The sequence below is a fragment of the Streptomyces chrestomyceticus JCM 4735 genome, from assembly GCF_003865135.1.
GTDB classification, from domain to species: domain Bacteria; phylum Actinomycetota; class Actinomycetes; order Streptomycetales; family Streptomycetaceae; genus Streptomyces; species Streptomyces chrestomyceticus.
This window is the reverse complement of the sequence record NZ_BHZC01000001.1, coordinates 7,274,445-7,297,156: the sequence shown is the minus strand read 5'-3', so window position 1 is coordinate 7,297,156 and position 22,712 is coordinate 7,274,445. Positions and strand designations below refer to the sequence as shown.

Annotated in this window: 24 protein-coding genes and 1 riboswitch; of the genes, 11 read left to right on the top strand and 13 right to left on the bottom strand. The window is 73.9% G+C overall.

Annotated elements, in window-relative coordinates:
- Positions 1 to 46: 46 nt before the first annotated feature.
- Positions 47 to 754: a lysoplasmalogenase gene (locus tag EJG53_RS31930; RefSeq protein ID WP_125047849.1), complete on the bottom strand. Its 708-nt coding sequence runs from the start codon at positions 752 to 754 to the stop codon at positions 47 to 49.
- Positions 751 to 1,719, bottom strand: coding sequence for a sterol desaturase family protein (locus tag EJG53_RS31925; protein ID WP_241267677.1), 969 nt, complete (start codon positions 1,717 to 1,719; stop codon positions 751 to 753). The genes EJG53_RS31930 and EJG53_RS31925 overlap by 4 nt, the downstream gene beginning before the upstream one ends.
- Before the next feature lie 340 nt (positions 1,720 to 2,059).
- On the opposite strand from EJG53_RS31925, the gene EJG53_RS31920 reads away from it, so the two are divergent.
- The 5 genes from EJG53_RS31920 (at position 2,060) to EJG53_RS31900 (ending at position 6,845) form a co-directional block, all read left to right on the top strand.
- Positions 2,060 to 3,091 carry a DEDDh family exonuclease gene (locus EJG53_RS31920; RefSeq protein ID WP_371858750.1) on the top strand — a complete coding sequence of 344 codons (1,032 nt, stop codon included), beginning with the start codon at positions 2,060 to 2,062 and terminating at the stop codon, positions 3,089 to 3,091.
- A gap of 63 nt (positions 3,092 to 3,154) precedes the next feature.
- A complete protein-coding gene (locus EJG53_RS31915) occupies positions 3,155 to 3,388 on the top strand; it encodes a hypothetical protein (RefSeq protein WP_063759381.1) in 234 nt (77 codons plus the stop codon).
- 48 nt (positions 3,389 to 3,436) lie between these two features.
- Complete coding sequence (locus EJG53_RS31910) at positions 3,437 to 4,270, top strand: SURF1 family cytochrome oxidase biogenesis protein (protein ID WP_125047848.1); 834 nt, start codon at positions 3,437 to 3,439, stop codon at positions 4,268 to 4,270.
- A 29-nt stretch (positions 4,271 to 4,299) separates the two neighbouring features.
- A complete protein-coding gene (locus EJG53_RS31905) occupies positions 4,300 to 6,084 on the top strand; it encodes a glycoside hydrolase family 15 protein (protein ID WP_125047847.1) in 1,785 nt (594 codons plus the stop codon).
- Between the two features lie 5 nt (positions 6,085 to 6,089).
- The gene (locus EJG53_RS31900) at positions 6,090 to 6,845 is read left to right on the top strand and encodes an SDR family oxidoreductase (RefSeq protein ID WP_125047846.1); all 756 of its coding nucleotides are present in this window, start codon (positions 6,090 to 6,092) and stop codon (positions 6,843 to 6,845) included.
- Positions 6,846 to 6,937: 92 nt separating this feature from the next.
- Here the strand turns inward: EJG53_RS31900 and amaP are convergent, their stop codons facing one another.
- The 5 genes from amaP to EJG53_RS31870 form a co-directional block, all read right to left on the bottom strand.
- Complete coding sequence (gene amaP, locus EJG53_RS31895; RefSeq protein ID WP_125047845.1) at positions 6,938 to 7,543, bottom strand: alkaline shock response membrane anchor protein AmaP; 606 nt, start codon at positions 7,541 to 7,543, stop codon at positions 6,938 to 6,940.
- Between the two features lie 8 nt (positions 7,544 to 7,551).
- Positions 7,552 to 8,343, bottom strand: a complete 792-nt coding sequence (locus tag EJG53_RS31890; RefSeq protein ID WP_244955424.1) for a DUF6286 domain-containing protein — start codon at positions 8,341 to 8,343, stop codon at positions 7,552 to 7,554.
- Positions 8,340 to 8,744 (bottom strand): Asp23/Gls24 family envelope stress response protein, encoded by a 405-nt coding sequence (locus EJG53_RS31880; protein ID WP_125047844.1) that lies wholly within the window; start codon positions 8,742 to 8,744, stop codon positions 8,340 to 8,342. The genes EJG53_RS31890 and EJG53_RS31880 overlap by 4 nt, the downstream gene beginning before the upstream one ends.
- Before the next feature lie 6 nt (positions 8,745 to 8,750).
- Positions 8,751 to 8,948, bottom strand: a complete 198-nt coding sequence (locus EJG53_RS31875; protein WP_031010449.1) for a hypothetical protein — start codon at positions 8,946 to 8,948, stop codon at positions 8,751 to 8,753.
- 82 nt (positions 8,949 to 9,030) lie between these two features.
- On the bottom strand, positions 9,031 to 9,513 hold the full coding sequence (locus EJG53_RS31870; RefSeq protein WP_125047843.1) for an Asp23/Gls24 family envelope stress response protein: 483 nt from the start codon (positions 9,511 to 9,513) through the stop codon (positions 9,031 to 9,033).
- A gap of 192 nt (positions 9,514 to 9,705) precedes the next feature.
- On the opposite strand from EJG53_RS31870, the gene EJG53_RS31865 reads away from it, so the two are divergent.
- A complete protein-coding gene (locus EJG53_RS31865) occupies positions 9,706 to 10,515 on the top strand; it encodes a hypothetical protein (RefSeq protein WP_125047842.1) in 810 nt (269 codons plus the stop codon).
- A gap of 16 nt (positions 10,516 to 10,531) precedes the next feature.
- On the opposite strand, the gene EJG53_RS31860 is transcribed toward EJG53_RS31865, so the two are convergent.
- From EJG53_RS31860 to EJG53_RS31850, 3 genes are all read right to left on the bottom strand, one after another.
- Complete coding sequence (locus EJG53_RS31860) at positions 10,532 to 11,311, bottom strand: enoyl-CoA hydratase/isomerase family protein (RefSeq protein WP_031010456.1); 780 nt, start codon at positions 11,309 to 11,311, stop codon at positions 10,532 to 10,534.
- Between the two features lie 121 nt (positions 11,312 to 11,432).
- The gene (locus tag EJG53_RS31855) at positions 11,433 to 11,654 is read right to left on the bottom strand and encodes a helix-turn-helix domain-containing protein (protein ID WP_030021347.1); all 222 of its coding nucleotides are present in this window, start codon (positions 11,652 to 11,654) and stop codon (positions 11,433 to 11,435) included.
- Positions 11,655 to 12,000: 346 nt separating this feature from the next.
- Positions 12,001 to 13,599: an ABC-F family ATP-binding cassette domain-containing protein gene (locus EJG53_RS31850; RefSeq protein WP_031010458.1), complete on the bottom strand. Its 1,599-nt coding sequence runs from the start codon at positions 13,597 to 13,599 to the stop codon at positions 12,001 to 12,003.
- Between the two features lie 374 nt (positions 13,600 to 13,973).
- Between EJG53_RS31850 and ypfJ the strand changes: the two genes are divergently transcribed.
- Together ypfJ and EJG53_RS31840 are read left to right on the top strand one after the other, a co-directional pair.
- Positions 13,974 to 14,864, top strand: coding sequence for a KPN_02809 family neutral zinc metallopeptidase (gene ypfJ / locus EJG53_RS31845; RefSeq protein WP_125047840.1), 891 nt, complete (start codon positions 13,974 to 13,976; stop codon positions 14,862 to 14,864).
- Positions 14,865 to 15,030: 166 nt separating this feature from the next.
- Positions 15,031 to 15,456 (top strand): VOC family protein, encoded by a 426-nt coding sequence (locus EJG53_RS31840; protein ID WP_125047839.1) that lies wholly within the window; start codon positions 15,031 to 15,033, stop codon positions 15,454 to 15,456.
- Positions 15,457 to 15,533: 77 nt separating this feature from the next.
- On the opposite strand, the gene EJG53_RS31835 is transcribed toward EJG53_RS31840, so the two are convergent.
- From EJG53_RS31835 to EJG53_RS31825, 3 genes are all read right to left on the bottom strand, one after another.
- Positions 15,534 to 17,006, bottom strand: a complete 1,473-nt coding sequence (locus EJG53_RS31835) for a hypothetical protein (protein ID WP_125047838.1) — start codon at positions 17,004 to 17,006, stop codon at positions 15,534 to 15,536.
- Between the two features lie 435 nt (positions 17,007 to 17,441).
- Positions 17,442 to 18,566 carry an alpha/beta hydrolase gene (locus EJG53_RS31830; protein ID WP_125047837.1) on the bottom strand — a complete coding sequence of 375 codons (1,125 nt, stop codon included), beginning with the start codon at positions 18,564 to 18,566 and terminating at the stop codon, positions 17,442 to 17,444.
- Positions 18,567 to 18,683: 117 nt separating this feature from the next.
- On the bottom strand, positions 18,684 to 19,337 hold the full coding sequence (locus tag EJG53_RS31825) for a class II aldolase/adducin family protein (protein WP_125047836.1): 654 nt from the start codon (positions 19,335 to 19,337) through the stop codon (positions 18,684 to 18,686).
- A gap of 338 nt (positions 19,338 to 19,675) precedes the next feature.
- Between EJG53_RS31825 and EJG53_RS31820 the strand changes: the two genes are divergently transcribed.
- From EJG53_RS31820 to EJG53_RS31810, 3 genes are all read left to right on the top strand, one after another.
- Positions 19,676 to 20,494 (top strand): lysozyme, encoded by an 819-nt coding sequence (locus tag EJG53_RS31820; RefSeq protein WP_125047835.1) that lies wholly within the window; start codon positions 19,676 to 19,678, stop codon positions 20,492 to 20,494.
- A 246-nt stretch (positions 20,495 to 20,740) separates the two neighbouring features.
- A complete protein-coding gene (locus tag EJG53_RS31815) occupies positions 20,741 to 22,054 on the top strand; it encodes an inorganic phosphate transporter (protein WP_244955423.1) in 1,314 nt (437 codons plus the stop codon).
- A gap of 37 nt (positions 22,055 to 22,091) precedes the next feature.
- The gene (locus tag EJG53_RS31810) at positions 22,092 to 22,337 is read left to right on the top strand and encodes a hypothetical protein (RefSeq protein ID WP_125047834.1); all 246 of its coding nucleotides are present in this window, start codon (positions 22,092 to 22,094) and stop codon (positions 22,335 to 22,337) included.
- A 164-nt stretch (positions 22,338 to 22,501) separates the two neighbouring features.
- A riboswitch (cobalamin riboswitch) is annotated at positions 22,502 to 22,648 on the top strand.
- The last annotated feature ends 64 nt before the right edge of the window (positions 22,649 to 22,712 follow it).

The window sequence follows — 22,712 nt, the reverse complement described above, 5'->3', positions numbered from 1 at the left end:
GCCGTCGTCGCAGGTCAGGCCGGAGACAGGTGACTGCCGGGCCGGCTCAGACGGTCGTACTGTGCACCTCACCGTACGCCCGTGCGGCACCCGCCACCCCGGTCCGCTCCCCTGCCGTGTACGTCCGCCGTACGCCGTCGGCCAGCGCGTACTGAGCCGCCGCGTAGGTCAGCATCACCCAGAACTGGGCGGCGGGCGGCTGCTGCCAGTGGGCCAGACCGGTGGCGAGCAGCGAGTCGGAGAGCAGGAAGAGCAGCCCGCCGAGCGCGGCCCGCGGCCCGAGCCGCAGGGCACTGAAGGCCGTCGCGGTGAGCAGCAGGCTGTACGCGGCGACCGGCAGCCGCAGATCCGCCGCCAGGTCCGGCCACAGCAGGGCGACGAAGCCGAGCCAGGCGGCCGCGTAACAGGCGGCGAGCGGTCCGGAGAGCCGGAGCCCGCCCGGGAAGGCGCCGCGCCGGGTGAGAAGGACCAGGTAGCAGACGTGTCCGGCGGCGAAGGAGCCCATGCCGACGAGGAACAGCGCGTCGTCGCCGGTCTGGAGGAGGGTGTCGCCGCCGCAGCCGAAGAGCAGCGCGACGGCGAGCAGCCGGGGTGCTCCGGCGGCCAGCACGTACCCGGCCAGGACCGGCATCAGCGCCGGTTTGGTCAGATGGACGACGGTGGTGGCCCCGGCGAGCAGCGCGCCGAGGTGGACGGCGGTCAGCACGGCGAAGGCGCCGAGCAGGACCCGCGCGGTGCGCGCGGCGGTGCTCACGCTACGGGCTCCTTCTCGGCGCCGGTGGACTTCTTCGGGGCACCGGTGGACTTCTTCGTGACACCGGCGGGCCCGGCGGCTCCGGGCGCACCGGTCTTCTCGGTGGCCTTCTCGGGAGGCTTGCCGGCCGCGGCCCCCGCCGGCTGCCACCCCGGCCCCCGGAACACCCGCCCCGCCCGCTCGCTCCAGCTTCCCGCCGCCCGGACGTCGCGCGCGATGGCCGCGTACTCGTGGGTGGCGACGCGGAGCGGGTTGAAGGTGTGGATGTTCTTGGTGAGGCCGTACACGGGGCGTTCCGTCTCCGGGACGAACGAGCCGAACATCCGGTCCCAAATGATGAGGATGCCGCCGAAGTTGCGGTCCAGGTAGCCGCCCTGCGAGGCGTGGTGCACCCGGTGGTGCGAGGGGGTGTTCAGGACGTACTCGAAGGGCCTGGGCAGCTTGCCGACGCGCTCGGTGTGCACCCAGAACTGGTAGACGAGGTTGGCGCCCGAGCAGAACGCGACCGCGGCCGGGTGCACGCCGAGCGCGATCATCGGCAGGTAGAACGGCCAGACCGTCCAGGTCGTCCAGGGCTGGCGCAGCGCGGTGGTGAAGTTGAACTTCTCGCTGGAGTGGTGCACGACGTGGCACGCCCACAGGACGCGGATGACGTGGTGGCCGCGGTGCGACCAGTAGTAGAAGAAGTCCTGGACGAGCAGCATCAGCGGCAGCGTCCACCACAGGACGGGCACGCGCAGCGGCGTCAGTGTGTAGACGGCCGAGTAGACGGCGACGATCGGGATCTTCCACAGCGCGTCGAAGACCAGGCTGCCCAGTCCCATGCCGACGCTGGTCGCCGCGTCCTTGGCCTCGTACCCGGCGGCGTCCTCGTCGGGATGGAGGCGGTAGCTCACCATCTCCACCACGGTGAGGACGACGAAAGCGGGCACGGACCACAGCACGACATCGGGCAGGTGCGGCATGTCGGCACCATAAAGGCGCCGACGGGGCCCCCGCTAGGGGTTGTTACCGAGAAGTATGTAAGAAGGAGTGTCAGCGACGGCGCCATCGGGTGCACACCGGAATCCGAACCGGACCTTTGCGACGTAACGCCACAGGAGGGGCCGATCGACAGCACCACACGGGAGAGGGCCCCCGCGCCGCCCTGCCCCGCCGTCCCCCGTTCGGGGCCCAACCGGCGGCCGCCCGCCCACCGTTCGCGCACGTCCGCGCCCGCCCGTACGGCCACGGACGGTGCCGGAGCGCCGGGCGGTACGGGGAGGGCGGTGGCGCTGTCAGTGGGGGCCCGTATCCTCAGTGACCATGCTCGAAGACCGTATGGCAGCAGCCCGCCCGATCACCCCGGCGATCGGGCAGCAGCCGTCCCCTCCGGAGGCGGCCGCCTCCTGGCCGGCCGCGTATCCCCAGGGGTACGCGGTGGTCGACGTGGAGACCACCGGCCTGGCCCGCGACGACCGGATAGTCTCCGCCGCCGTGTACCGCCTCGACGTCCACGGCGAGGTCGAGGACCACTGGTACACCCTCGTCAACCCGGAGCGGGACCCGGGCCCGGTGTGGATCCACGGTCTGACGAGCGACATGCTCGCCGCCGCGCCGCTCTTCCCGGAGATCGTCCCCGAGCTGTCGAAGCGGCTGGAGGGGCGCGTCCTGGTCGCCCACAACGCGATGTTCGACTGGTCGATGATCGCCCGCGAGTACGCCCGCGCCGAGGCCGAGGCGCCCGTACGGCAGCGGCTGTGCACCATCGCGCTCTCCAAGGAGCTGCGGCTGCCGCTGCCCAACCACAAGCTGGAGTCCCTCGCCGCGCACTACGGCGTCACCCAGCAGCACGCCCACCACGCGCTCGACGACGCCCGGGTGCTGGCGGAGGCGTTCCGGCCCAGTCTGCGGCTGGCCGCCCAGGCCAACCTGCGCCTGCCGCTGCTGGCCTGCCAGCCGCTCACCGAGTGGGCGGACGGCCCGGCGGCGCCCCGGCAGCGGCCGGCCGCGGCCGCCTACCGGCCCACCAGTTGGCGCCCGTCGCGCAAGCGGCCCGCCTGCCCGTACCCGAACCCCGGACGGTACGAGCCGGGTGCCCGGCTGGTGCAGGGGATGCGGGTGGCGTTCTCCGGCGACACCTCCGTCGACCGTGAGCTGCTGGAGGACCGCGCGATCGAGGCCGGACTGCACGTGGCCACCAGCGTCTCCCGGCTGACCAGCCTGCTGGTCACCAACGACCCGGAGTCCCGGACCTCCAAGACCGCCAAGGCCGCCTCCTTCGGCACGCCGGTGATCGACGAGGCGGCCTTCATGCAGCTCCTCCAGGACGTGGCCCCGGCGCCTGCGTCCGGGTGAAGCCCCACAACACGCCTTCCGCAGGCTCGCCCGACCGCCCGCCGCACCCGCACGCTGTGGCGCATGGCACGTTGTGAGGTCTGCGGAAACGAATACGGCATGACGTTCGAGGTGCACGCGCAGGGCGCGGTGCACGTCTTCGACTGCTTCTCCTGCGCCATCCACCGCATGGCGCCGATCTGCGAGCACTGCCGGTGCCAGATCATCGGCCAGGGCGTGGAGGCCGCCGGGCGCTGGTTCTGCGGGGCCCACTGCGCCCGCGCGGAGGGGCAGACGGGCATCGTCGGCCGGGTCTGACGGACCCCGGCGGCGGGGTGCCCGGGCCCCCGGTCGTACCCTCGTGGGGTGTACCGCTTCCTGTTGTCCCGGCAGTGGGTGATCCTCACCCTCGTGGGCCTCGTCCTGATCCCCGTCATGATCAAGCTGGGGTTCTGGCAGTACCACCGCCATGAACACCGGGTCGCGCAGAACCAGCTCATCGCGGACAACCTGCACGCCGCCCCGGTACCGGTCACCGACCTGACCGCCCCCGGCCGGACGCTGCCCCGCGACGACATGTGGCGCCGGGTCACCGCCTCCGGCACGTACGACACCCGGCACGAGGTCGTGGTCCGCCAGCGCACCGCCGCCGACGAGAAGACCATCGGCTACTACGTGCTGACGCCACTCGTCCTGGACCAGGGGCCGCGCAAGGGCACCACCGTCCTGGTCAACCGCGGCTGGATCGCCGCGGGCAACGACCTCACCCGCTTCCCCGACGTGCCCGCCGCCCCCAAGGGCCGGGTCACCGTCACCGGCCGGATGATGGCGGACGAGACCACCGAAGGCAGCGGCATCAAGGACAAGCGCGGCCTGCCCGACCGCCAGGTCATGCTGATCAACAGCGAACGGCAGGCCGAGGCCCTGCACCGGCCGGTGCTCGGCGGCTACATCGAGCAGACCGCGCCGGAGCCGCCCGGCGGCACGCCCGAGCTGGTGCCCGAGCCGGACCACGACAGCATCGGCCCGCACATGGCCTACGCGGTCCAGTGGTGGCTGTTCGCCGCGGCCGTGCCCGTCGGCTGGTTCGTCCTGGTCCGCCGGGAGCGCAAGGACCGGCTCGCCGCCGCAGAGAGCGCCGACAGCGCCGAATCCGCCCCTGCCGAGCCCTTGAGCCGTACAGTCGCCAGCACCGAGTAGCTGCCGGGCGCTGACGGAAGGGACGCCGCGTGCACGCACCCATCGAGGACTACGCGCTCATCGGCGACCTGCAGACCGCCGCCCTGGTCGGCCGGAACGGCTCCGTCGACTGGCTGTGCCTGCCGCACTTCGACTCCGCCGCCTGCTTCGCGGCGCTCCTCGGCGACCAGGAGAACGGGCACTGGCTGCTCGCCCCCGCCGACCCCGACGCCCGGCCCGAACGCTCCTACCGGGGCGACTCCCTGGTCCTGGACACCGTCTGGCACACCCCCACCGGCTCGGTGCGGGTCACCGACTTCATGCCGCAGCGCGACCGCGCGCCCGACGTCGTACGCATCGTGGAGGGCCTGGAGGGCGACGTCCCCATGGAGGGGGTGCTGCGGCTGCGCTTCGACTACGGGCTGGTCGTGCCCTGGGTGCGGCACGTCGGCCGGTGCCGGGTCGCGGTGGCCGGGCCGGACTCCGCGTGGCTGCGCACCGAGCCCGAGGTCAAGACGTACGGCCAGGGACTCAGCACCCGCTCCGACTTCACCGTCGCCGCCGGCGAGCGGGTGGCGTTCATCCTCACCTGGCACCCCTCGCACGAGCCGCGCCCGGCCGAGATCGATCCGTACGAGGCGCTGGAGCACACCCTGGAGGACTGGCGGGCGTGGGCGGCGCACTGCCGCTACGACGGTCCGTACCGGGCCGAGGTCCTGCGCTCCCTGATCACGCTCAAGGCCCTGACCTTCGCGCCCACCGGCGGCATCGTCGCGGCGCCCACCACCTCGCTGCCCGAGGAGCTGGGCGGCGTACGGAACTGGGACTACCGCTTCTGCTGGCTGCGCGACGCCACCCTGACCCTCAACTCGCTGGTCACCGCCGGATACACCGAGGAGGCGTCGGCCTGGCGGGACTGGCTGCTGCGCGCGGTGGCCGGCAACCCGGCCGACCTCCAGATCATGTACGGCCTGGGCGGCGAACGGCGGCTGCCGGAGGCCGAGCTGCCCTGGCTCGGCGGCTACGCCGGCTCCACGCCCGTACGCATCGGCAACGCCGCCGTCGAACAGCGGCAGCTCGACGTGTACGGCGGGGTGCTGGACTCCTTCCACATCGCGCGCGTCGCCGGGCTGTCGTCCAAGCCGCACGCCTGGAACATCCAGCGCTCGCTGCTGGACTTCCTGGAGTGCCACTGGCGGGAGCCGGACGAGGGGCTGTGGGAGGTCCGCGGGCCCCGCCGGCACTTCGTGCACTCCAAGATCATGGCGTGGGTCGCCGCCGACCGCGCCGTCCGGGCGGTCGAGTCCCGCCCCGAGCTGGAGGGGGACGTCGCCCGCTGGCGCGCGATGCGCGACGAGGTGCACCGCGAGGTGTGCGAGAAGGGGTACGACGCGGAGCGCAACACCTTCACCCAGTCCTACGGCTCGGACCTGCTGGACGCCGCGACACTGCTGATCCCGCGCCTCGGCTTCCTGCCCGCCGACGACCCGCGGGTCGTCGGCACGGTCGACGCGGTCCGCGCGGAGCTGGCGCACGGCGGCCTCATACGGCGTTACAGCACCGACGCCACCACCGTGGACGGGCTGCCGGGCGACGAGGGCACCTTCCTGGTCTGCTCGTTCTGGCTGGCCGAGGCCCTGCACCTGACCGGGCGGGAGGAGGAGGCCAGGGAGCTGTTCGACCGGCTGCTGCGGCTGCCCAACGACGTGGGACTGCTGGCCGAGGAGTACGACCCCGTCGCCGGCCGCCAGTTGGGCAACTTCCCCCAGGCATTCAGCCACATCGGCCTCATCAGCACCGCCTTCACCATGTTCGGGTGCGACGGGGCAGACTGACCCCCATGGATCTAGGACTCACCGACCGGACCTACATCGTCACCGGCGCCACCCGCGGCCTCGGCTTCGCCACCGCCCGGGAACTGGTCGCCGACGGCGCCAACGTCGTCCTCAGCGGCCGCAGCGAGGAGAGCGCGCGGGCCGCCGCGGCCACGCTCGGCGACCGCGCGCACGGCGTCGCCGCCGACAACGCCGACCCGGACGCCGCCGCGCGCCTGGTCGACACGGCCCGCGAACGCTTCGGCCGCCTCGACGGCATCCTCGTCAGCGTCGGCGGCCCGCCCCCGGGAGCGCCCACCGCCAACACCGACGACCAGTGGCAGGCCGCCTTCGAGTCGGTCTTCCTCGGCGCGGTACGGCTCGCCCGCACGGCGTCCGCCGCGCTCGGCGACGGCGGCGCGATCGGCTTCGTCCTGTCCGGCTCGGTCCACGAGCCCATCGCCGGCCTGGCCATCTCCAACGGCCTGCGCCCCGGCCTCGCGGGCTACGCCAAGTCCCTCGCCGACGAACTGGGCCCCCGCGGCATCCGCGTCTTCGGCGTCCTGCCGGGCCGCATCGCCACGGACCGGATGACCCAACTGGACGCCCTGTCCGGTGCCCCGGAGGAGTCCCGCGCCCGCAACAGCGCTTCCATCCCCCTGCGCCGCTACGGCGAACCGGAGGAGTTCGGCCGCACCACGGCGTTCCTGCTGTCGCCGGCGGCGTCGTACGTGACGGGTGTGATGGTGCCGGTGGACGGCGGGGCGCGGCGGGGGTTCTGAGGGGCGGAGAGCCGTGGGGAGGAGCCCTCACGCACGGCTCTCCGTACCGGTGCGTCCACCGGCGCCCTACATCGACGTCACCGACCGCCTCGCTAACTCACCCGCTCGGCCCGGTGCTTGACCGCGCGCAGCCGTACCTCGGCGGGCAGCCGTTCCAGGCCCGCCGAGGTGCGGGCGTGGTGGATCGCCTCCGAGGAGAGGCGGGCGACCACGGCGCAGGGCTCCGCGTGCGGGGCGAGGGCCAGACCGGCCCGTAGCCGTGGTTCCGTGCGGCGGCCGGTCAGGTGGACGCGGGCCCGGTCGACCCCGTCCAGCGACTCGGACTCGGCCGTCAGGACGTTCTCCATCGCCCGGCCGCGCAACTGGGCGCCCTCGCCGTCGCCGCTGTCCACGAGGATCTCGCGCAGCCGGTGCCGCCGGAACTGGGACAGCAGCCACCACAGCGCCAGCAGGACGAGCACGGCCAGCGCCGCGATCACCACCGGCCACCACCAGCCGCTGTCCGTCCAGCGCGTCCGGTCCGGCTCGCGCAGCAGCACCTCGTCGGGCCGGGACCAGCGCCCACCGGTCGGCAGGTCGAAGCCGGCCTTGCGCGGCACGTCGAAGCCGCCGAGCAGTACCGTGCCGCCGACGACGATCAGGACCAGGCCCGTCAGGGCCAGCAGCACCCGGTTGACCGTTCGCAGGACCTTGTGCATCGCCGTGCTCACCTCTTCGCCGACCGGCGCACCCGTACGGACAGCGCGGGCCGCCGGGCGAGGCCCAGTTGCCGCAGTCCGTCGCCGAGTGCCGTGTTCAGGTCGCTCCGTACCTCGTCCAGTTCGCGGAAGTGCGAGACCGCGCGTGCCTTGGCCTTGCGGCGGCCGACGGCGACCCGTACGGACTGCACGCCCGGCACCTCCATGGCCCGGTCGCGCAGCACCAGCGCGGCCGCGGCGCGGTCCAGGCCGCCGCGTACGTCCGGTGTCGTACGCCGCATCGGCAGCACGCCGCGCAGTCCGGGGGTCAGCGCGAGCACCAGCAGCCAGACGCCGAGGGCCACGGCCACCGCGGCGCCCGCGAGGACCCAGACGTCGTCCAGGTGACGGGTCGCCAGCTCGGTGGCGAGGCGCTTGCGCCAGGCCATCGCGGGGCGGTCGGCGCGTACCGCGGCCACGTCGTACAGCAGCAGTCCGGCGGCGCCGAGCACGACGAGCGCCACCAGCGTGGACGGTACGCGCCGGGCCGCCCAGAAGCGCCGGGCCCGGCCGCCGCCGTCGGTCTCCTCGCGGGGGGTCTGGCCGCTGTCCGCCGGGCCGGTGTGCCCCGGGCCGGTGTGCCCGGGGCCGTCGGCAGAGCCGGAACCGTCCGGACCGCCCGGAGTACGGGCATGGTCCTGGCCGTGGCCGGAAGGTGCGCCGGAGCCGCCCCGGCCGGGCGGGACCGCCGTGGCGCCCGCCGACTTGTCGAGGGCGGGCAGCCGCTGCGTCTGCCGCAGATCGGGATCGTCGTCGTTCATCGCACCCTCCCCCGGCCCGACCGCTCCATCTGGGGCGCGTGCAGCCGTTCGATCTGGACGGCGACCTCGGGCACCGACATGCCGGCCAGTTCGCGGACCCGCTGGGTGACCTGCCGCCGTACGGCGCCGCACTGGGCGCCGATGTCGGAGGGGTAGCCCAGTTCGACGGCGACCCGTACCCGGGCCTCGCCGAAGTCCCGCCGTCCCTCGCGCCGGCGCACCGTCACCGACGCGTGGGCGTCGGTGTGTGCCGTGGACGCGTCACGCAGCGCCTCGCGGGCGGCCTGCGCGGCGATCTTGGCCACGACCCGGTCCGCGATCTTCGTGGCACCTCGTTCACCGGCCGGTACGGCCGGCTGGGCGGCGCCGGGTGCCGCGGCCGCGGGAGACACGGTCGCCACCGGGCGTCACCTCCGCCGGCCGTCGCGGTCGCCCGTACGGGTCCGGAAGAACTCTCCGGCCTCCAGGTCTCCGTCCACGAACTTCCCGACGATGAATCCGATGGCGCCCAGCGCCGCCACCAGCACGAAGGCCCCGAAACCGCCGAAGTATCCGGCGAAGCCCAGCGCCATTCCGGCCAACAGACCGACCACGGCCATGCTCATCTACGCGCTTCCCTTCGCTACCACCCCGGCCGGGTCCTGCGGAGCGGAGCCCCGGCGCTGTCTCTGTCGGAACCGGACCGCCCTACTGGAGGCGCGGCTCCTCGTCGTCCTCGTCCTCCTCGTCGTCGGGCAGCTTCACGTCGCTGACCGCGATGTTGACCTCGACGACCTCCAGGCCCGTCATCCGCTCCACGGCGGAGATGACGTTCTCCCGTACGGCCCGCGCGAGGTCCGCGATGGAGACGCCGTACTCGACGACGATCTCCAGGTCCAGCGCGGTCTGCACCTCGCCGACCTCGGCCTTCACACCGCGGGTCACCGACTTGCTGCCGCCGGGGACCCGGTCCCGCACCGCGCCGAGCGTGCGGGCGAAGCCGCTGCCCATCGCGTGCACGCCCACGACGTCGCGGGCCGCCATTCCGGCGATCTTCTCCACGACGCCGTCGGCGATGGTGGTACGCCCGCGGGTCGCGGGGTCGCCGCCGCCCCGCTTGGCTCCCAGCGTCTTGCCCTGCGACTCTCCGGTCCGCGGCTCGGGCCGGTTACCTTGTGCGCTCTCGGTCATCGCCGATCGTCCCTTTCCGAGGGGTCGGAGCTGCAAGCCGCTCCGATTTCCACAGTAGGACGGCTTCCCCCGGCCCGCTGCGGGGATGCGGCAGCGGGGTGGTCCGGATGCCGCCATTCGTGTACGTGGCCCTGCCGCGCGGCCGGGTGTGCGGCAAGGTGGAAGGACTGTTCGGGAAAGAGGTGACGGCCGGTGGCCGGTGACCAGTTGGTGACGGCGGTACGGCGGCAGCTCGGACTCGGCCGGCTGCTGCCGCTGGGCGGCCCGGCGGACGGGGCGTGGATCGCCGAACGGGCGGCCGCCGGAGTGCTGCGGCAGGCGGGTGACGCGCTGCCGGGACTGCGGATCGGTACGCTCCGGCTGTCCTTGGCGGACGCGGACGCCGCGCCGGAAGCGGCGGTTCCGCCGCCGCCGAGCGCGCTGCCGCCGGGGCCACTGCTGATCGAGGCGGACGTCGCGGCCACGGCCGGACGTCCGGTTCCGGCCTCCGCGGGCCTGCTGCGGGAAGCGCTGCTGGCGTGTGCGGCGGAGCGGCTGGGGCTGGAGGTGTCCGTCGTCGATGTGCGGGTCACGGACCTGCTCGACGAGGAGGAAGAGGGAGCGGGCGGCGGCCAGGGCGACGACGCTTCCCCCTTCCCCGGCGGCGCGCCGGGCGGGGGCGGGGCCACCGCCGACGATGCCGGTCCTCTGGAGGCGGCCGTGCTGCGTGTCCCGGGGGCCGTGCGGCTCGTATCGGCCTTGGGGGCGCTGTCCCGGCCGGTGCGCGAGGAGGACGGGCACGTACTCGTCCAACTGGCCGTCGCGGCGGACCGGCGGACGCTGGATGTGGCGCGGGAGGTGCGCGACGCGGTCGGGAAGGCGGCGGCTGCGGGGCAGACGGCGGGCGCAGGACAGTCGGCGGACGGCAGGCAGCCGACGGGCAGCGGGCCGTCGGCGGGCGGCGGAAAACGGCCCACGGTCGCGGTGCTCGTCGCCGCCCTCGAACCGCCCGCCACCCCCTGAGCGGCCCGGTGCGCCGCTACTCGCCCAGACCCGCCAGGTCCCGCAGCCGGCGTGCCTGCGCGGCGCGTTCGGCGGCCCGCTGCTCCTCGTACGTACGGGAGGCGGCGCCCCTCAGCAGGGCCTTGGTTTCGATGACGGCATCCCGCGGCGCGGCGACGAGGGCGCCCGCCAGGTCAGCGACCGCACCGTCCAGGTCGGCTGCGGGCACCACGAGGTTGGCCAGGCCGATGCGTTCGGCCTCGTCGGCGTGGACGAAGCGGCCGGTGGCGCAGATCTCCAGCGCGCGGGCGTAGCCGACCAGGGCGACCAGGGGGTGGGTGCCGGTCAGGTCCGGCACCAGACCGAGGCTGGTCTCCCGCATGGCGAACTGCGCGTCGTCGGCACACACCCGCAGGTCACAGGCGAGCGCGAGCTGGAAGCCGGCGCCGATCGCATGGCCCTGGACAGCGGCGATGGATACCACGTCGTTCCGCCGCCACCAGGTGAACGCTTCCTGGTACTCGGCGATGGTGGCGTCCAGTTCGCTGTCCGGGCCGCGTGCCATGTCGAGGAACGACGGTTCGCCGTCGAAGCCTTCGGGCGTGAACGCCTGCCGGTCCAGGCCGGCGGAGAAGGACTTGCCCTCGCCGCGCAGCACCACGATCCGGACGTCTCCCGGCACCAGTGATCCGGCCTCGGCCAGCGCCCGCCACATGGCGGGCGACTGCGCGTTGCGTTTGGCCGGTCCGGCGAGGGTCACCGTGGCGATCACGTCGTCCACGGTGAGCCGCACACCGTCCTTGTCGAGCAGGGTCATGGGGCGCCTCCGAGTCAGTCAGCCGACCGCACGTGCGTGCTTAAGTGACTGAACAGTAACCACCCGGTCGCCTGCTCGACCGACCGGGTGGCACCGTAGCTCCCGGAGCGGAACGCCTCGGTCAGGCCGAGGCGGCCTTCTTGCCCCTGGTGGCTCCGCCACGACCCCGCAGGGTCACACCGGATTCGCTGAGCATCCGGTGCACGAACCCGTAGGAGCGGCCGGTCTCTTCGGCCAGCGCCCGGATGCTCGCTCCGGAGTCGTACTTCTTCTTCAGGTCTGCCGCGAGCTTCTCGCGCGCGGCGCCGGTCACCCGGCTGCCCTTCTTCAGAGTCTCGGCCACCCGTGCCTCCTCGTGGGAAGTGCGCTCTGGACTCTCATGATCACCCCTCCCGGCCGTCCTGGCCACCCATTCAGCAAGGTCCGTGGGACATCGTTTGGCGTCGGCGGCGCCGTATTGACTCTTGGAATTAGGGGTTCCGTTAGGAATCTCACCGCTCCGACCACGGAGTTTTCCGCGAACGAGCAGGTCAGAGGGGGCTGGTACGAAATGATGACGGCCGGGCCCTTGGGGCCCGGCCGTCACAGGGAGGCTCGCCGATGTACGAGCCGCTCTCACTCAGATGATGGATCACCTGTCGGCCGAATGATCCATACGCCCTTGATCCCTCCCGGTCCCCGGGCGGCCCTCAGGCCAGCGCGACGAGGTCCGCGTAGTCCTGGCCCCAGAGGTCCTCGACCCCGTCGGGCAGCAGGATGATGCGCTCCGGCTGGAGGGCGTCCACCGCGCCCTCGTCGTGGGAGACCAGCACCACGGCGCCGGTGAAGGTGTGCAGCGCGCCGAGGATCTCCTCGCGGCTGGCCGGGTCGAGGTTGTTGGTCGGCTCGTCCAGGAGGAGCACGTTGGCGGAGGAGACGACCAGGGTGGCCAGCGCCAGCCGGGTCTTCTCGCCGCCGGAGAGCACGCCGGCGGGCTTGTCGACGTCGTCACCGGAGAACAGGAAGGAGCCGAGCGTCTTGCGGATGTCGACCAGGTCCATGTCCGGCGCGGCCGAGCGCATGTTCTCCAGGACCGTGCGGTCCGGGTCCAGCGTCTCGTGCTCCTGGGCGTAGTAGCCCAGCTTCAGGCCGTGCCCGGGGCGCACCTCGCCGGTGTCCGGTTTCTCCACCCCTGCCAGCAGCCGCAGCAGCGTCGTCTTGCCCGCGCCGTTCAGCCCGAGGATGACGACCCGTGAGCCCTTGTCGATGGCCAGGTCGACATCGGTGAAGATCTCCAGCGAGCCGTACGACTTCGACAGGCCCTCGGCGGTCAGCGGGGTCTTGCCGCAGGGCGCGGGGTCCGGGAAGCGCAGCTTGGCGACCTTGTCGGAGGCGCGCTTGGCGTCCAGTCCGGCGAGCAGCTTGTCGGCGCGCTTGGCCATGTTCTGCGCGGCGACGGTCTTGGTGGCCTTGGCCCGCATCTTGTCGGCCTGCGAGTGGAGCTGCGCGGCCTTCTTCTCGGCGTTGGCGCGCTCGCGCTTACGGCGCTTCTCGTCGGCCTCGCGCTGCTGCTGGTAGAGCTTCCAGCCCATGTTGTAGATGTCGATCTCGGAGCGGTTGGCGTCCAGGTAGAACACCTTGTTCACCACGGTCTCGACCAGGTCGACGTCGTGGGAGATCACGATGAAGCCGCCGCGGTAGTTCTTCAGGTAGTCGCGCAGCCAGACGATCGAGTCGGCGTCGAGGTGGTTGGTCGGCTCGTCCAGGAGCAGCGTGTCGGAGTCCGAGAAGAGGATCCGGGCCAGCTCGACGCGGCGCCGCTGGCCGCCGGAGAGGGTGTGCAGGGGCTGGCCGAGGATGCGGTCCGGCAGGCCCAGGCTGGCGGCGATGGTCGCGGCCTCCGCCTCGGCCGCGTAGCCGCCCTTGGTCAGGAACTCCGTCTCCAGGCGCTCGTACTTCTTCATCGCCTTTTCGCGGGTGGCGCCCTTGCCGTTGGACATCCGGTCCTCGTTCTCGCGCATCTTGCGCAGGACCGCGTCCAGGCCGCGGGCGGAGAGGATGCGGTCGCGGGCGAGGACGTCCAGGTCGCCGGTGCGCGGGTCCTGCGGCAGGTAGCCGACGTCGCCGGAGCGGGTGACGGTGCCGGCGGCGGGGATGCCCTCGCCCGCCAGGACCTTGGTGAGGGTCGTCTTGCCCGCTCCGTTGCGGCCGACCAGGCCGATCCGGTCGCCCTTGGCGATACGGAAGGAGGCGGACTCGATGAGGACGCGGGCGCCGGCGCGCAGCTCCAGGCCGGAGGCGGTGATCAAGGGAAGACTCCAGGGCAGACGAGGACAGCGGAAAGGACGGGTGATCACGGCCGCGCGGCGCGCCCCGTACACGGCACAAGCCTGTGCGGACGGGCGGCGGGGGCGGCGTGCCTGCGCCGTCTAATGCACGAGGAGAATTGCCATACGGACCAGTCTAGCGGTGACGTGCAACCAGTTTTCCCGGGCTGCCGGACGGCCGCGGTCCGGTCCCGGTCCGGCCGTACGGGCCCGCCCTGACCTGCTCCTCCCCTGCTCCCCTCCCCCGCTCCCCTCGCCCGTTCGGCCGCCCGGGGTCGCGGTCCGGCGGCGGGCGCGGCTGGATGGGGCGAGGCGGTGTGCGCCGCCGGGAGGGCGCGGCGGAGGGCGGTGCGGCCATGCAGTTCGACGACGACGCCGGGCTGGACACCTCGCAGGTCCAGGACCAGCGGGGCAGCCGGCTGCCCGGCGGGCGGGCCACGATCGGCGGCGGGCTGGCGGGTCTCATCGCGCTCGTCGCCGGCCTGTTCTTCGGCATCGGCCCCGACGAACTGGGGCTGACGGAGTCGGACCGTCCCCCGGAAGCCACCGCCTCCTCGGCGGAACGGGTCCAGGAACGGTGCCGTACCGGGCAGGACGCCAACAGCAGGGAGGACTGCCGGATCGTGGCGGTCGTCAACAGCGCCCAGTCCTTCTGGCAGCAGGAGTTCCGGCGGCGCGGCGCCTCGTACGGACGGGCGCCGACGGTCTTCTTCACCGGCCGGACGGACACCGCGTGCGGGGCCGCGACCTCGGCCGTCGGGCCGTTCTACTGTCCTGGGGACCGCAAGGTCTACCTGGACCTGGACTTCTTCCGCGAGCTGCGCACGAAGTTCGGCGCCCGGGGCGGGCCGTTCGCGCAGGCATATGTGGTGGCTCACGAGTACGGGCACCACGTGCAGAACCTGTCCGGCACGCTGCGCCGGTCCCAGGGCGGGCGGCCGGGCGCGGACAGCGCTTCGGTGAAGGTGGAGCTGCAGGCCGACTGCTACGCGGGGGTGTGGGCCCGGCACGCCACCGGGACGCCGGAGGAGTCCACCGGGCGGCCGCTGATCACCAGCCTCACCGAGGAGGACGTACGGGACGGACTCGACGCGGCGGCCGCGGTCGGCGACGACCGGATCCAGGAGCGGTTCCAGGGCCGGGTCACGCCGGAGAGCTGGACGCACGGGTCGGCGGCGCAGCGGCAGCGGTGGTTCTCGGCCGGGTTCCGCACGGGGGACGCCGGGCGCTGCGACACGTTCCGCTGAATGCGGCGGAGCGGGGGGCGGATGGTGGTGCGGCTCGGCGCGGCGCTGGTCAGAGGGCATCCGGGGGTGTTCGGGGGGCGTTGTCAGACCCTGGTGCCAGACTGTGATGTGGGTCTCAGAGCGGGGCTCGGAGCGACCTGATCGCAGGATGGGAAAGGTGATCGTCATGACCGACGTGGCGGCAGGGACGGCAGGGACCCCCACGTTCTGCCCGACGCTGCACTACCGCGACGCGAAGGCGGCGATCAAACAACTGACGGAAGCCTTCGGCTTCGCGCAGAGCGCGCTGTACGAGAGCGAGGACGGCACGGTGCTGCACGCCGAGCTGTCCTTCGGCAACGGCGTGGTGATGCTGGGCTCGAAGGGCGTCGGCGGGACGTACGAGGAGGCGCTGGGCGACGGCGGCCCGGTCGGTGTGTACGTGACCGTCGCGGACCCGGACGCGCATCATCGCCGGGCCGGGCAGGCCGGGGTGGAGATAGCGCTGCCGCTCACGGACCAGGACTACGGCTCCCGGGAGTACACGGCCCGCGATCTGGAGGGCAATCTCTGGACGTTCGGCACGTACACACCGGCGGTGCCGAGGGCCTGAGGCGGCGCCGGCAGCGCGCTGGGAGGAGCGGCACCGTCGGTGCCGTTCCCGGGGGCGGGCGCCCGCCCCCGGGGGCGTCACGCGCCGCCGGTGTGCACCTGGAAGGCGGCGCGGCGGACGGCCTTGGCGAGGGCCGGGTCCGGGTGGGCGGCGGCCAGGGCGACCAGCACCTGCACAGTACGCGGGTGGCCGACGGCCCGTACCTCCTCCAGCAGGCGCGGGACCGAGCCCTGGACGGCCGAGTCGAGGTGCCGGACCAGAAGCTGGCTCTCGCCGTGGTCGGCGACGGCCGCGGCGGTGTCCACCCACAGCCAGGTGGACTCCTCGCGGGTGAGCACGTCCGGCGCGGTCTCCGGGTCGCCGCCCTCGTGCTCGACCAGCCAGAGCAGGGCGTACGGGCGCAGGGCCGCCTCCTCGGCGGCGGCGCGTACGGCGGGCTCGGCGGGCGCGCCGACGGCACGCAGCGCCTCGAACGCGAGGCCGCGCAGCAGCGCGTCCTCGCCGCGGGCGACGCTCAGGAGTTCCTCGACCGCGCTGCCCGCGGACCGGGCGGCGAGCCAGGCGCGGTATTCGGCGCGCGCCGGACCCGGGGTCAGCCGGGCGCAGCCGCGCAGCATCGCCTCGGCGGACTGCTCGATGTTGCCCGCCGGGCTCTGCGCGGCGACGCAGATCTGTTCCAGTTTGACCCAGACCGACCAGTTCCCGAGGGGGGTGAGCAGGGCTTCGCGTTCGGCGGGCACACCGGTCCTGGCACCGTCGCGCACGACGAGCGCCCCCACGGCGGCGAGGCCGTCCAGCGACCAGTCCAGGAGCTCCGCGAGTGACACCCCCGCGGTGTCACCCGCCGCTCCGGCGCGGGCCGCACCCGGGTCCGTGCCCGGGGCCGCGGCGGGTCCCGCGTCCGGGGCGCGGTCCGGTCCGTACGGCACCTCGCAGCGCTCGGTACGGAGTTCGGCGACGCGCTGTTCCAGCATGTCCAGCAGGACCGGGAGCCGTACCGGACCGGCCGACAGGTGCAGCAGGGACAGCAGTTGCGGCACGGCCTCGACGACCTCGGCGACGGCGGTCGGCCCGGCGCCGGGCGGCGCGGGGCGCGCCAGCGACCAGGCGTCGAAGAGCGCGACCCAGCCGCGCAGCGCGGCGGTGTCGTCGCGCTCCCAGGCGCGCAGCCGCCAGCCGGGGCGGGCCACGCCGCCGTGCAGTTCGACGAGTCCGGCCAGGCGGGCCAGGTCCCAGTCCGTACGGACCTGGTCCGGTGTCAGCCGCAGGTCGTCCGCCGCCTGTTCGGCGACGTCCGCCGGGAGGGCGCCGTCCGTGCCGGCCCGCAGCCCGGCGCCCGCGCCGTGCTCGCCGTCGGCCCAGCGGGCGAGACGTACGGCACCGGCCAGGCCGGCGCGGGCCTGCCGGGCCAGTTCCGCGGGCGGCGGTGTGCCCTGCGGCGGCCGGGGCGCCGGCCGGGCGGCCCGGGTGCTCACCGCTCGGCGGGCGGCGGCAATCGGTTGACGGGGGACGAGTCGGAGCCGGGAGTCGCGCGGAGTACGGGACGTCACAGGGTGCAGTCTTCCCGCTGACGGCCCGAAAGCCCAATCGGAACGGTCGGTACGTTCCGGCGGCCCGACGCACGAGGGGCGCACGGGGCGCCCGGCACGGACCGTACGAGTGGGTCACCGGAGGCTGTACGGGGAGTGGCCGCAGGCCGTACGAGGGGGCGGCCCCGGGACGCGCCCGGTGTGGCCACCGTCCGTAGGAACGGGTCACCCCGGCCCGCCCGGCCACCACGACCCGCACGGACAGGCCGTCACAACCCGGGCAAGTCGCCGTCGAACGCACGGGCACGATGCCCGGGCCGCGGCGCGGAGGGGGTACGGAAGCGGAACGGCCGGGAGGGCGTGGGACGGCCGGGCCGGGGGCGGAAGAAATGGGCTGGGAAGGCGCGGGAACCACCGGGCCCCAGAGCTCCCCTCGCCCCAAAGCCCCCACCCACCTCACATAAGCGGCGTCAAGAAGCGGCGGAGCGTTTCCTCGTACGTGGCCGGGTCGGCGTTCCACATGGCGGCGTGGGGGGCGTGTGGTACGGGGTGGAGGGTGATCAGGTCGGGGCGGCGGGCGGCCAGTTCGCGGGAGGCCGCCCAGGGGGCGAGGGAGTCGTGCGGTCCGTGGATCAGCAGGGTCGGCACGGTGAGCAGGTCGGCGGTCCAGGCTTCGGCCAGCCGTCCGGCGTGCAGCCCGGTGCTGCCCTCGGCGGCGCGTACGGCCAGCGGGAGCAGCGGGCGGGGGACGCGGCGGGCGGCGGCCAGGGCGCGGACGGTGGCCTGCCAGTCCAGGACCGGTGAGTCCAGGACGAGGCCGGCGATGCGGTCGCGCAGCGCGGAGTTGGCGGCGGCGTGCAGGGCCATGGAGGCGCCGGTGGACCAGCCGTGCAGGACGACGCGTTCGGCGCCGTACTGGACGGCGTAACGGATCGCGGCGTCCAGGTCGCGCCACTCGGAGTCGCCGAGGTGGCTGATGCCGTCGGCGGTGTGCGGGGCGCCGACGTCGTTGCGGTAGGCGGGGTCGAGGACGGGCAGCCGCTGGTCGCTGAGGAACGGCATGACCACCATGGGGTGTTCCCGGGTGGTGCCCAGGCCGTGCACGGTGATCACCCAGGTCTCCCGGTCGCCCGGTACGAACCAGGCGGGCAGCGCCCCCAGTTCTCCGGGGATGTCGACGTCGGCGCAGTCGAGGCCGAGCGCGTCGCGCGGGTTGCCGATGTGCACCTGGGGGGTCAGGCGCATCCGCGCGCCCGGCTGGAGGGTGCCGTGGGTGACCCGCTCCAGACGGCGGACGACCGTGTCCGCCGGGTGCGGCACATCGTCCAGGAGGGGGCCGACGACGGCATGGCCGCCCGCACCGGTGAGGCCGTAGGTGCCGGGCCGCAGCGAGGCGAGGCTGCGGGTGAGGGTGATCCGCCCGGGGCCGGTGGCGTGCACCGTGAGCCGGGGGTCGCCCGGCAGCGGCCGGTCGGGCGCGGGTTTGAGGACCATGTCGCTGGCGTACCGGCCGGCCGCCACCGCGGCCGCGCCGGTACCGATCACCGTGGTGGCGGCTGCTGCCGCGGTACCCAGACGCATCCTCCCCAGTGTGGGCGGGCGCCGCGGCCTCGGCCAGTGGGCGGGAGCGCCCGGGTGACGGTGGGCGGGCCCGCGGGCGGCCGTCCGGGCCCGGCCGCCGTCGCCCGGCGCCGTACGTCAGCGGCGCTGCCCGTAACCGCGCAGTTGCTCACCGGCCGCGTCGAGCTGTTCCGGCGTGAGCAGGCTGGGCATGCGGCCGGGCAGCGAGGCGGCGGCGAGCCAGACGCGGCACATCCACTCAAGCTGGGCGGTGCGGTCGTACGCCTCGTCAAGGGTGTCGCCGTAGACGATGGTGCCGTGGTTCCGGAGGAGGCAGCCGGTGCGGTCGCGCAGGGCGGCGAGCATGTTCCCGGCCAACTCCTCGGTGCCGTAGAGGGCGTACGGCGCGACGCGGACGGGTCCGCCGAGGGCCGCGGTCATGTAGTGCACCGGCGGGAGCTCGGTGACGAGGGTGGAGACGGCGGTGGCGTGGACGGCGTGGGTGTGCACGACCGCGGTGGCGCCGGTGGCCCGGTAGACGGCCAGGTGCATGGGGAGTTCGCTGGTGGGCCGCAGCGTGCCGCGGGCCTGGCGGCCTTCGAGGTCCACGGCGGTGAGGTCGCCGGGCCCGAGCCGGTCGTAGCGGACGCCGCTGGGGGTGACCAGCACGAGGTCGCCGACGCGGACGGAGACGTTGCCGGAGGTGCCGACGACCAGGCCGTCGGCGACCGTGCGGCGGGCGGTGGCGACCAGCTCGTCCCAGGCGTGGTCGAGGGCTTCCGGGTCCGTCATGCGTGTGCCTCCGGTGTGCGGTGCGGGCGGGGCCCGGTGGGGGGCGCGCGGACGTGGTGCGCGCGGGGCTGCCGACACCGTACGGGGCTGGTGGGAAGCCGGGGGGCGGATCCTGGCCCTCCGGTATCCGCCATGTCGGACCGGCGGTACCTCGGGCGGACTTGACCGAGTGACGACCGTCTTGTGTGGATCTCTCGGTACGCTTCCGGAGCTTTGTCATGCACGTCGCCGCCCGTCATGCATGGGCAGCCACCTGTCATGCCCGTGCAGCCGCCCGTCACGCACGTAGTCATCCGTCATGCACCTAGCCGTCCGGGGGACTTCCTGGGGGAGCAGCCATGGCCCGTGACCGCGACCGCCTGTCCGGTACGCAGCAGCCGTCCCACCACCCGCCCGACGCCCAGCACCCGCCCCGCCGCGCGCGCAGCCGACGGCGCCGGCTCGCCGCCGGGGCCCTGGCGCTCGGCACGCTCTCCGGCGTCCTGTCCACCGCCCTGCCCACGGCCCCCGCCGCCGAGGCCGCCGGCAAGCCCGCCGGGCACGACATCTCCTCGCACCAGGGGAACGTCGACTGGAAGTCCGTACGGGCGAAGGGCGGCCGCTTCGTGTACGTGAAGGCCACCGAGTCGACCTGGTACCGCAGCCCGCACTTCCCGCGGCAGTACCGCGGCGCGCGCAAGGCGGGCCTGCTGCGCGGCGCGTACCACTTCGGCGTCCCGAACGCGTCCTCCGGGCGCGCGCAGGCCCGGTACTTCCTGCGGCACGGCGGCCGCTGGAAGGCGGACGGCTGGACGCTGCCCCCGGCGCTCGACCTGGAGCACAACCCGTACGACCGGGAGCACGCCTGCTACGGGATGACCGGCACGGCGCTGGTCCGGTGGGTCCGCCAATTCAGCAACGAGATGCTGCGGCAGACCGGGCGGCGGCCGGTGATCTACACGACGGCCCGGTGGTGGAACGGCTGCACCGGCGGCAGCCGGACGTTCGCCGCCACCCACCCCCTGTGGCTGGCCCGCTGGCACAGCACCCCGGGCAAGCTGCCCGCCGGCTGGGTGTACCCGAGCATCTGGCAGCACGCCGGGTCCGGCGCGCTGCCCGGCGACCAGAACAAGTGGAACGGTACGGTCACCGGGCTGCGGCGCTTCGCGCGCGGCTGACCCGCCGACGCACCCGCCGCCGGTACGCGCCCGACACGCCCGGCCCCGCGTCTCACCCGCCTCCGGCACGCCTGCGGCACACGAGGCGTCCGTGCTGGTACGCATGGGGCCCGGGCGACGGTACGGGCGCCTCCGCACCACCCCTGCGGGGGCGTCACTGCGGCGCCCGCCCCAGTTCACCTTCCGTTCACCCGTCGTCCGTACGGTCCCGAGCGTCACTGCCCAACGAACTGATTGCCTGGGTGAATGGAACACATCACGCTTCTCATCGGGATCGTGATCGTCACGGCCTTGGTGTTCGACTTTACGAACGGCTTCCACGACACGGCCAACGCCATGGCCACCACCATTTCCACCGGGGCACTCCAGCCCAAGATCGCGGTGGCGATGTCGGCGGTCCTCAACCTGGTCGGCGCGTTCCTGTCGGTGGAGGTCGCCAAGACCATCTCCGGCGGGATCATCGACGAGACGGCCGGCATCAGACCAGAAGTGATCTTCGCCGGGCTGGTCGGCGCCATCGTCTGGAACCTGGTCACCTGGCTGGCCGGGCTCCCCTCCAGCTCCTCGCACGCCCTCTTCGGCGGTCTGATCGGCGCCACCCTGGTGGCCGTCGGCCCGAGCGGCGTGCACGGCGGCGCCGTGGTCATGAAGGTCCTCATCCCGGCCGTCGCCGCGCCGATCGTGGCCGGTCTGGCCGCGACCGCCGCGACCCGGCTGACCTACCGGCTGGCCCGCAACCGCGCCGAGGAGGACACCGCCAAGGGCTACCGCGCCGGGCAGATCGCCTCGGCCGCGCTGGTCTCCCTCGCGCACGGCACCAACGACGCCCAGAAGACGATGGGTGTGATCACCCTCGCACTGATCACCGGCGGCGTCGTCGCCCCGCACGCCGACCCGCCGCTGTGGGTCATCGCCTCGGCCGGCCTGGCCATCGCGCTCGGCACGTACCTGGGCGGCTGGCGGATCATCCGCACGATGGGCAAGGGCATCACCGACATCCAGCCGCCGCAGGGCTTCGCCGCCCAGACCGGCGCCGCGGCCACCATCCTGGCCTCCTCCCACCTCGGCTTCGCGCTCTCCACCACCCAGGTCTGCTCCGGTTCGGTGATGGGCTCCGGCCTGGGCCGCAAGGGCGGCGTGGTGCACTGGTCCACGGCGGGCCGGATGGCCGCCGCCTGGGGTCTGACGCTGCCGGCCGCCGGGCTGGTCGCGGCGGGCGCCGCTCTCCTGGCGGACCAGGGCGACTGGGGCATCGCGACCGTCGCCGTGCTGGCGCTCGCCGTCTGCGGCGCGATCTGGGCGGCCTCCCGGCGCAAGCCGGTGGACCACACCAACGTCAACGAGGGCCCGGCCGCCGAGCCCGCCGGTGTCGTCACCGCCGCCCTGCAGGCCGTCTCGCCGCCGCCCGCGGGCCCGGTCGCCATCCCGGCCCCCACGGTCGCCGAGACCCGGATCACGGACCCGGTCGGCACCGCCCCGGTGATCGCCGTCCCGGTGGCCGCCCGCCCGCACGAGAAGAGCGCCCGGCGCCGCGCCAAGGCCGGCTCGGCCGCCGGCTGACCCGGCCGCACGGCTCTCACGAAGGAACGAGAACGCAATGAGCATCGACTGGGCCGCCCTCGGCCAGGTCTTCGGCGTCACGCTGTTCGTGACGGTCGGGATCGTGGGCCTGTTCACCCTCGGCATCGTCGGCACGTCCCGCAAGCCGCAGCAGGAGGGCACGCCGGTGACCGCCGACGGGCCCGCCGCCTCCGGCGGGGCGGCGCGGGCCGGGGCGTACGTCTGCTTCGCGCTGTGCGCGGCGGCCGTGGCGTACGGGATCTACCTGATCGTCGCCGCCTGAGGCGCGGCACCCCGGGCGTCCGGTGGCCGCGGCATCCCCGCCGCGGCCACCGGACGCCTGTGGCGTGGGACACAGACGCCACCACCGCCCCCGCCGCAGGTCAAGCGTGAGTTGACGGGCTTGGCGGAGCGTGGTGGACTGCCGGAGCCAATCGGCGACAGATGAGGAAGTCCGGTGAGAATCCGGCGCGGTCCCGCCACTGTCACCGGGGAGCGCCCCTCCACCAAGGGCCACGGTCCGCGTCCCGCGACGCAGGTTCCCGTACGGACTGGAAGGCCGGGGGAAGCGCCGATCCGGGGAGCCAGGAGACTCTCGTCGCCGTACCCGTCGAGCCAGGGCGCGGACCCTGAGTGAGGACCTACCGCCATGCCCGGC

Coding starts and splice junctions, on each gene's coding strand:
- ypfJ (WP_125047840.1), top strand. CDS start 13,974: ATGCAGTTCGACGACGACGCCGGGCTGGACACCTCGCAGGTCCAGGAC.
- EJG53_RS31900 (WP_125047846.1), top strand. CDS start 6,090: ATGGATCTAGGACTCACCGACCGGACCTACATCGTCACCGGCGCCACC.
- EJG53_RS31920 (WP_371858750.1), top strand. CDS start 2,060: ATGCTCGAAGACCGTATGGCAGCAGCCCGCCCGATCACCCCGGCGATC.
- EJG53_RS31925 (WP_241267677.1), bottom strand. CDS start 1,719: ATGCCGCACCTGCCCGATGTCGTGCTGTGGTCCGTGCCCGCTTTCGTC.
- EJG53_RS31915 (WP_063759381.1), top strand. CDS start 3,155: ATGGCACGTTGTGAGGTCTGCGGAAACGAATACGGCATGACGTTCGAG.
- EJG53_RS31890 (WP_244955424.1), bottom strand. CDS start 8,343: ATGAACGACGACGATCCCGATCTGCGGCAGACGCAGCGGCTGCCCGCC.
- EJG53_RS31815 (WP_244955423.1), top strand. CDS start 20,741: ATGGAACACATCACGCTTCTCATCGGGATCGTGATCGTCACGGCCTTG.
- EJG53_RS31840 (WP_125047839.1), top strand. CDS start 15,031: ATGACCGACGTGGCGGCAGGGACGGCAGGGACCCCCACGTTCTGCCCG.
- EJG53_RS31870 (WP_125047843.1), bottom strand. CDS start 9,513: ATGACCGAGAGCGCACAAGGTAACCGGCCCGAGCCGCGGACCGGAGAG.
- EJG53_RS31860 (WP_031010456.1), bottom strand. CDS start 11,311: ATGACCCTGCTCGACAAGGACGGTGTGCGGCTCACCGTGGACGACGTG.
- amaP (WP_125047845.1), bottom strand. CDS start 7,543: ATGCACAAGGTCCTGCGAACGGTCAACCGGGTGCTGCTGGCCCTGACG.
- EJG53_RS31830 (WP_125047837.1), bottom strand. CDS start 18,566: ATGCGTCTGGGTACCGCGGCAGCAGCCGCCACCACGGTGATCGGTACC.
- EJG53_RS31820 (WP_125047835.1), top strand. CDS start 19,676: ATGGCCCGTGACCGCGACCGCCTGTCCGGTACGCAGCAGCCGTCCCAC.
- EJG53_RS31875 (WP_031010449.1), bottom strand. CDS start 8,948: ATGAGCATGGCCGTGGTCGGTCTGTTGGCCGGAATGGCGCTGGGCTTC.
- EJG53_RS31825 (WP_125047836.1), bottom strand. CDS start 19,337: ATGACGGACCCGGAAGCCCTCGACCACGCCTGGGACGAGCTGGTCGCC.
- EJG53_RS31810 (WP_125047834.1), top strand. CDS start 22,092: ATGAGCATCGACTGGGCCGCCCTCGGCCAGGTCTTCGGCGTCACGCTG.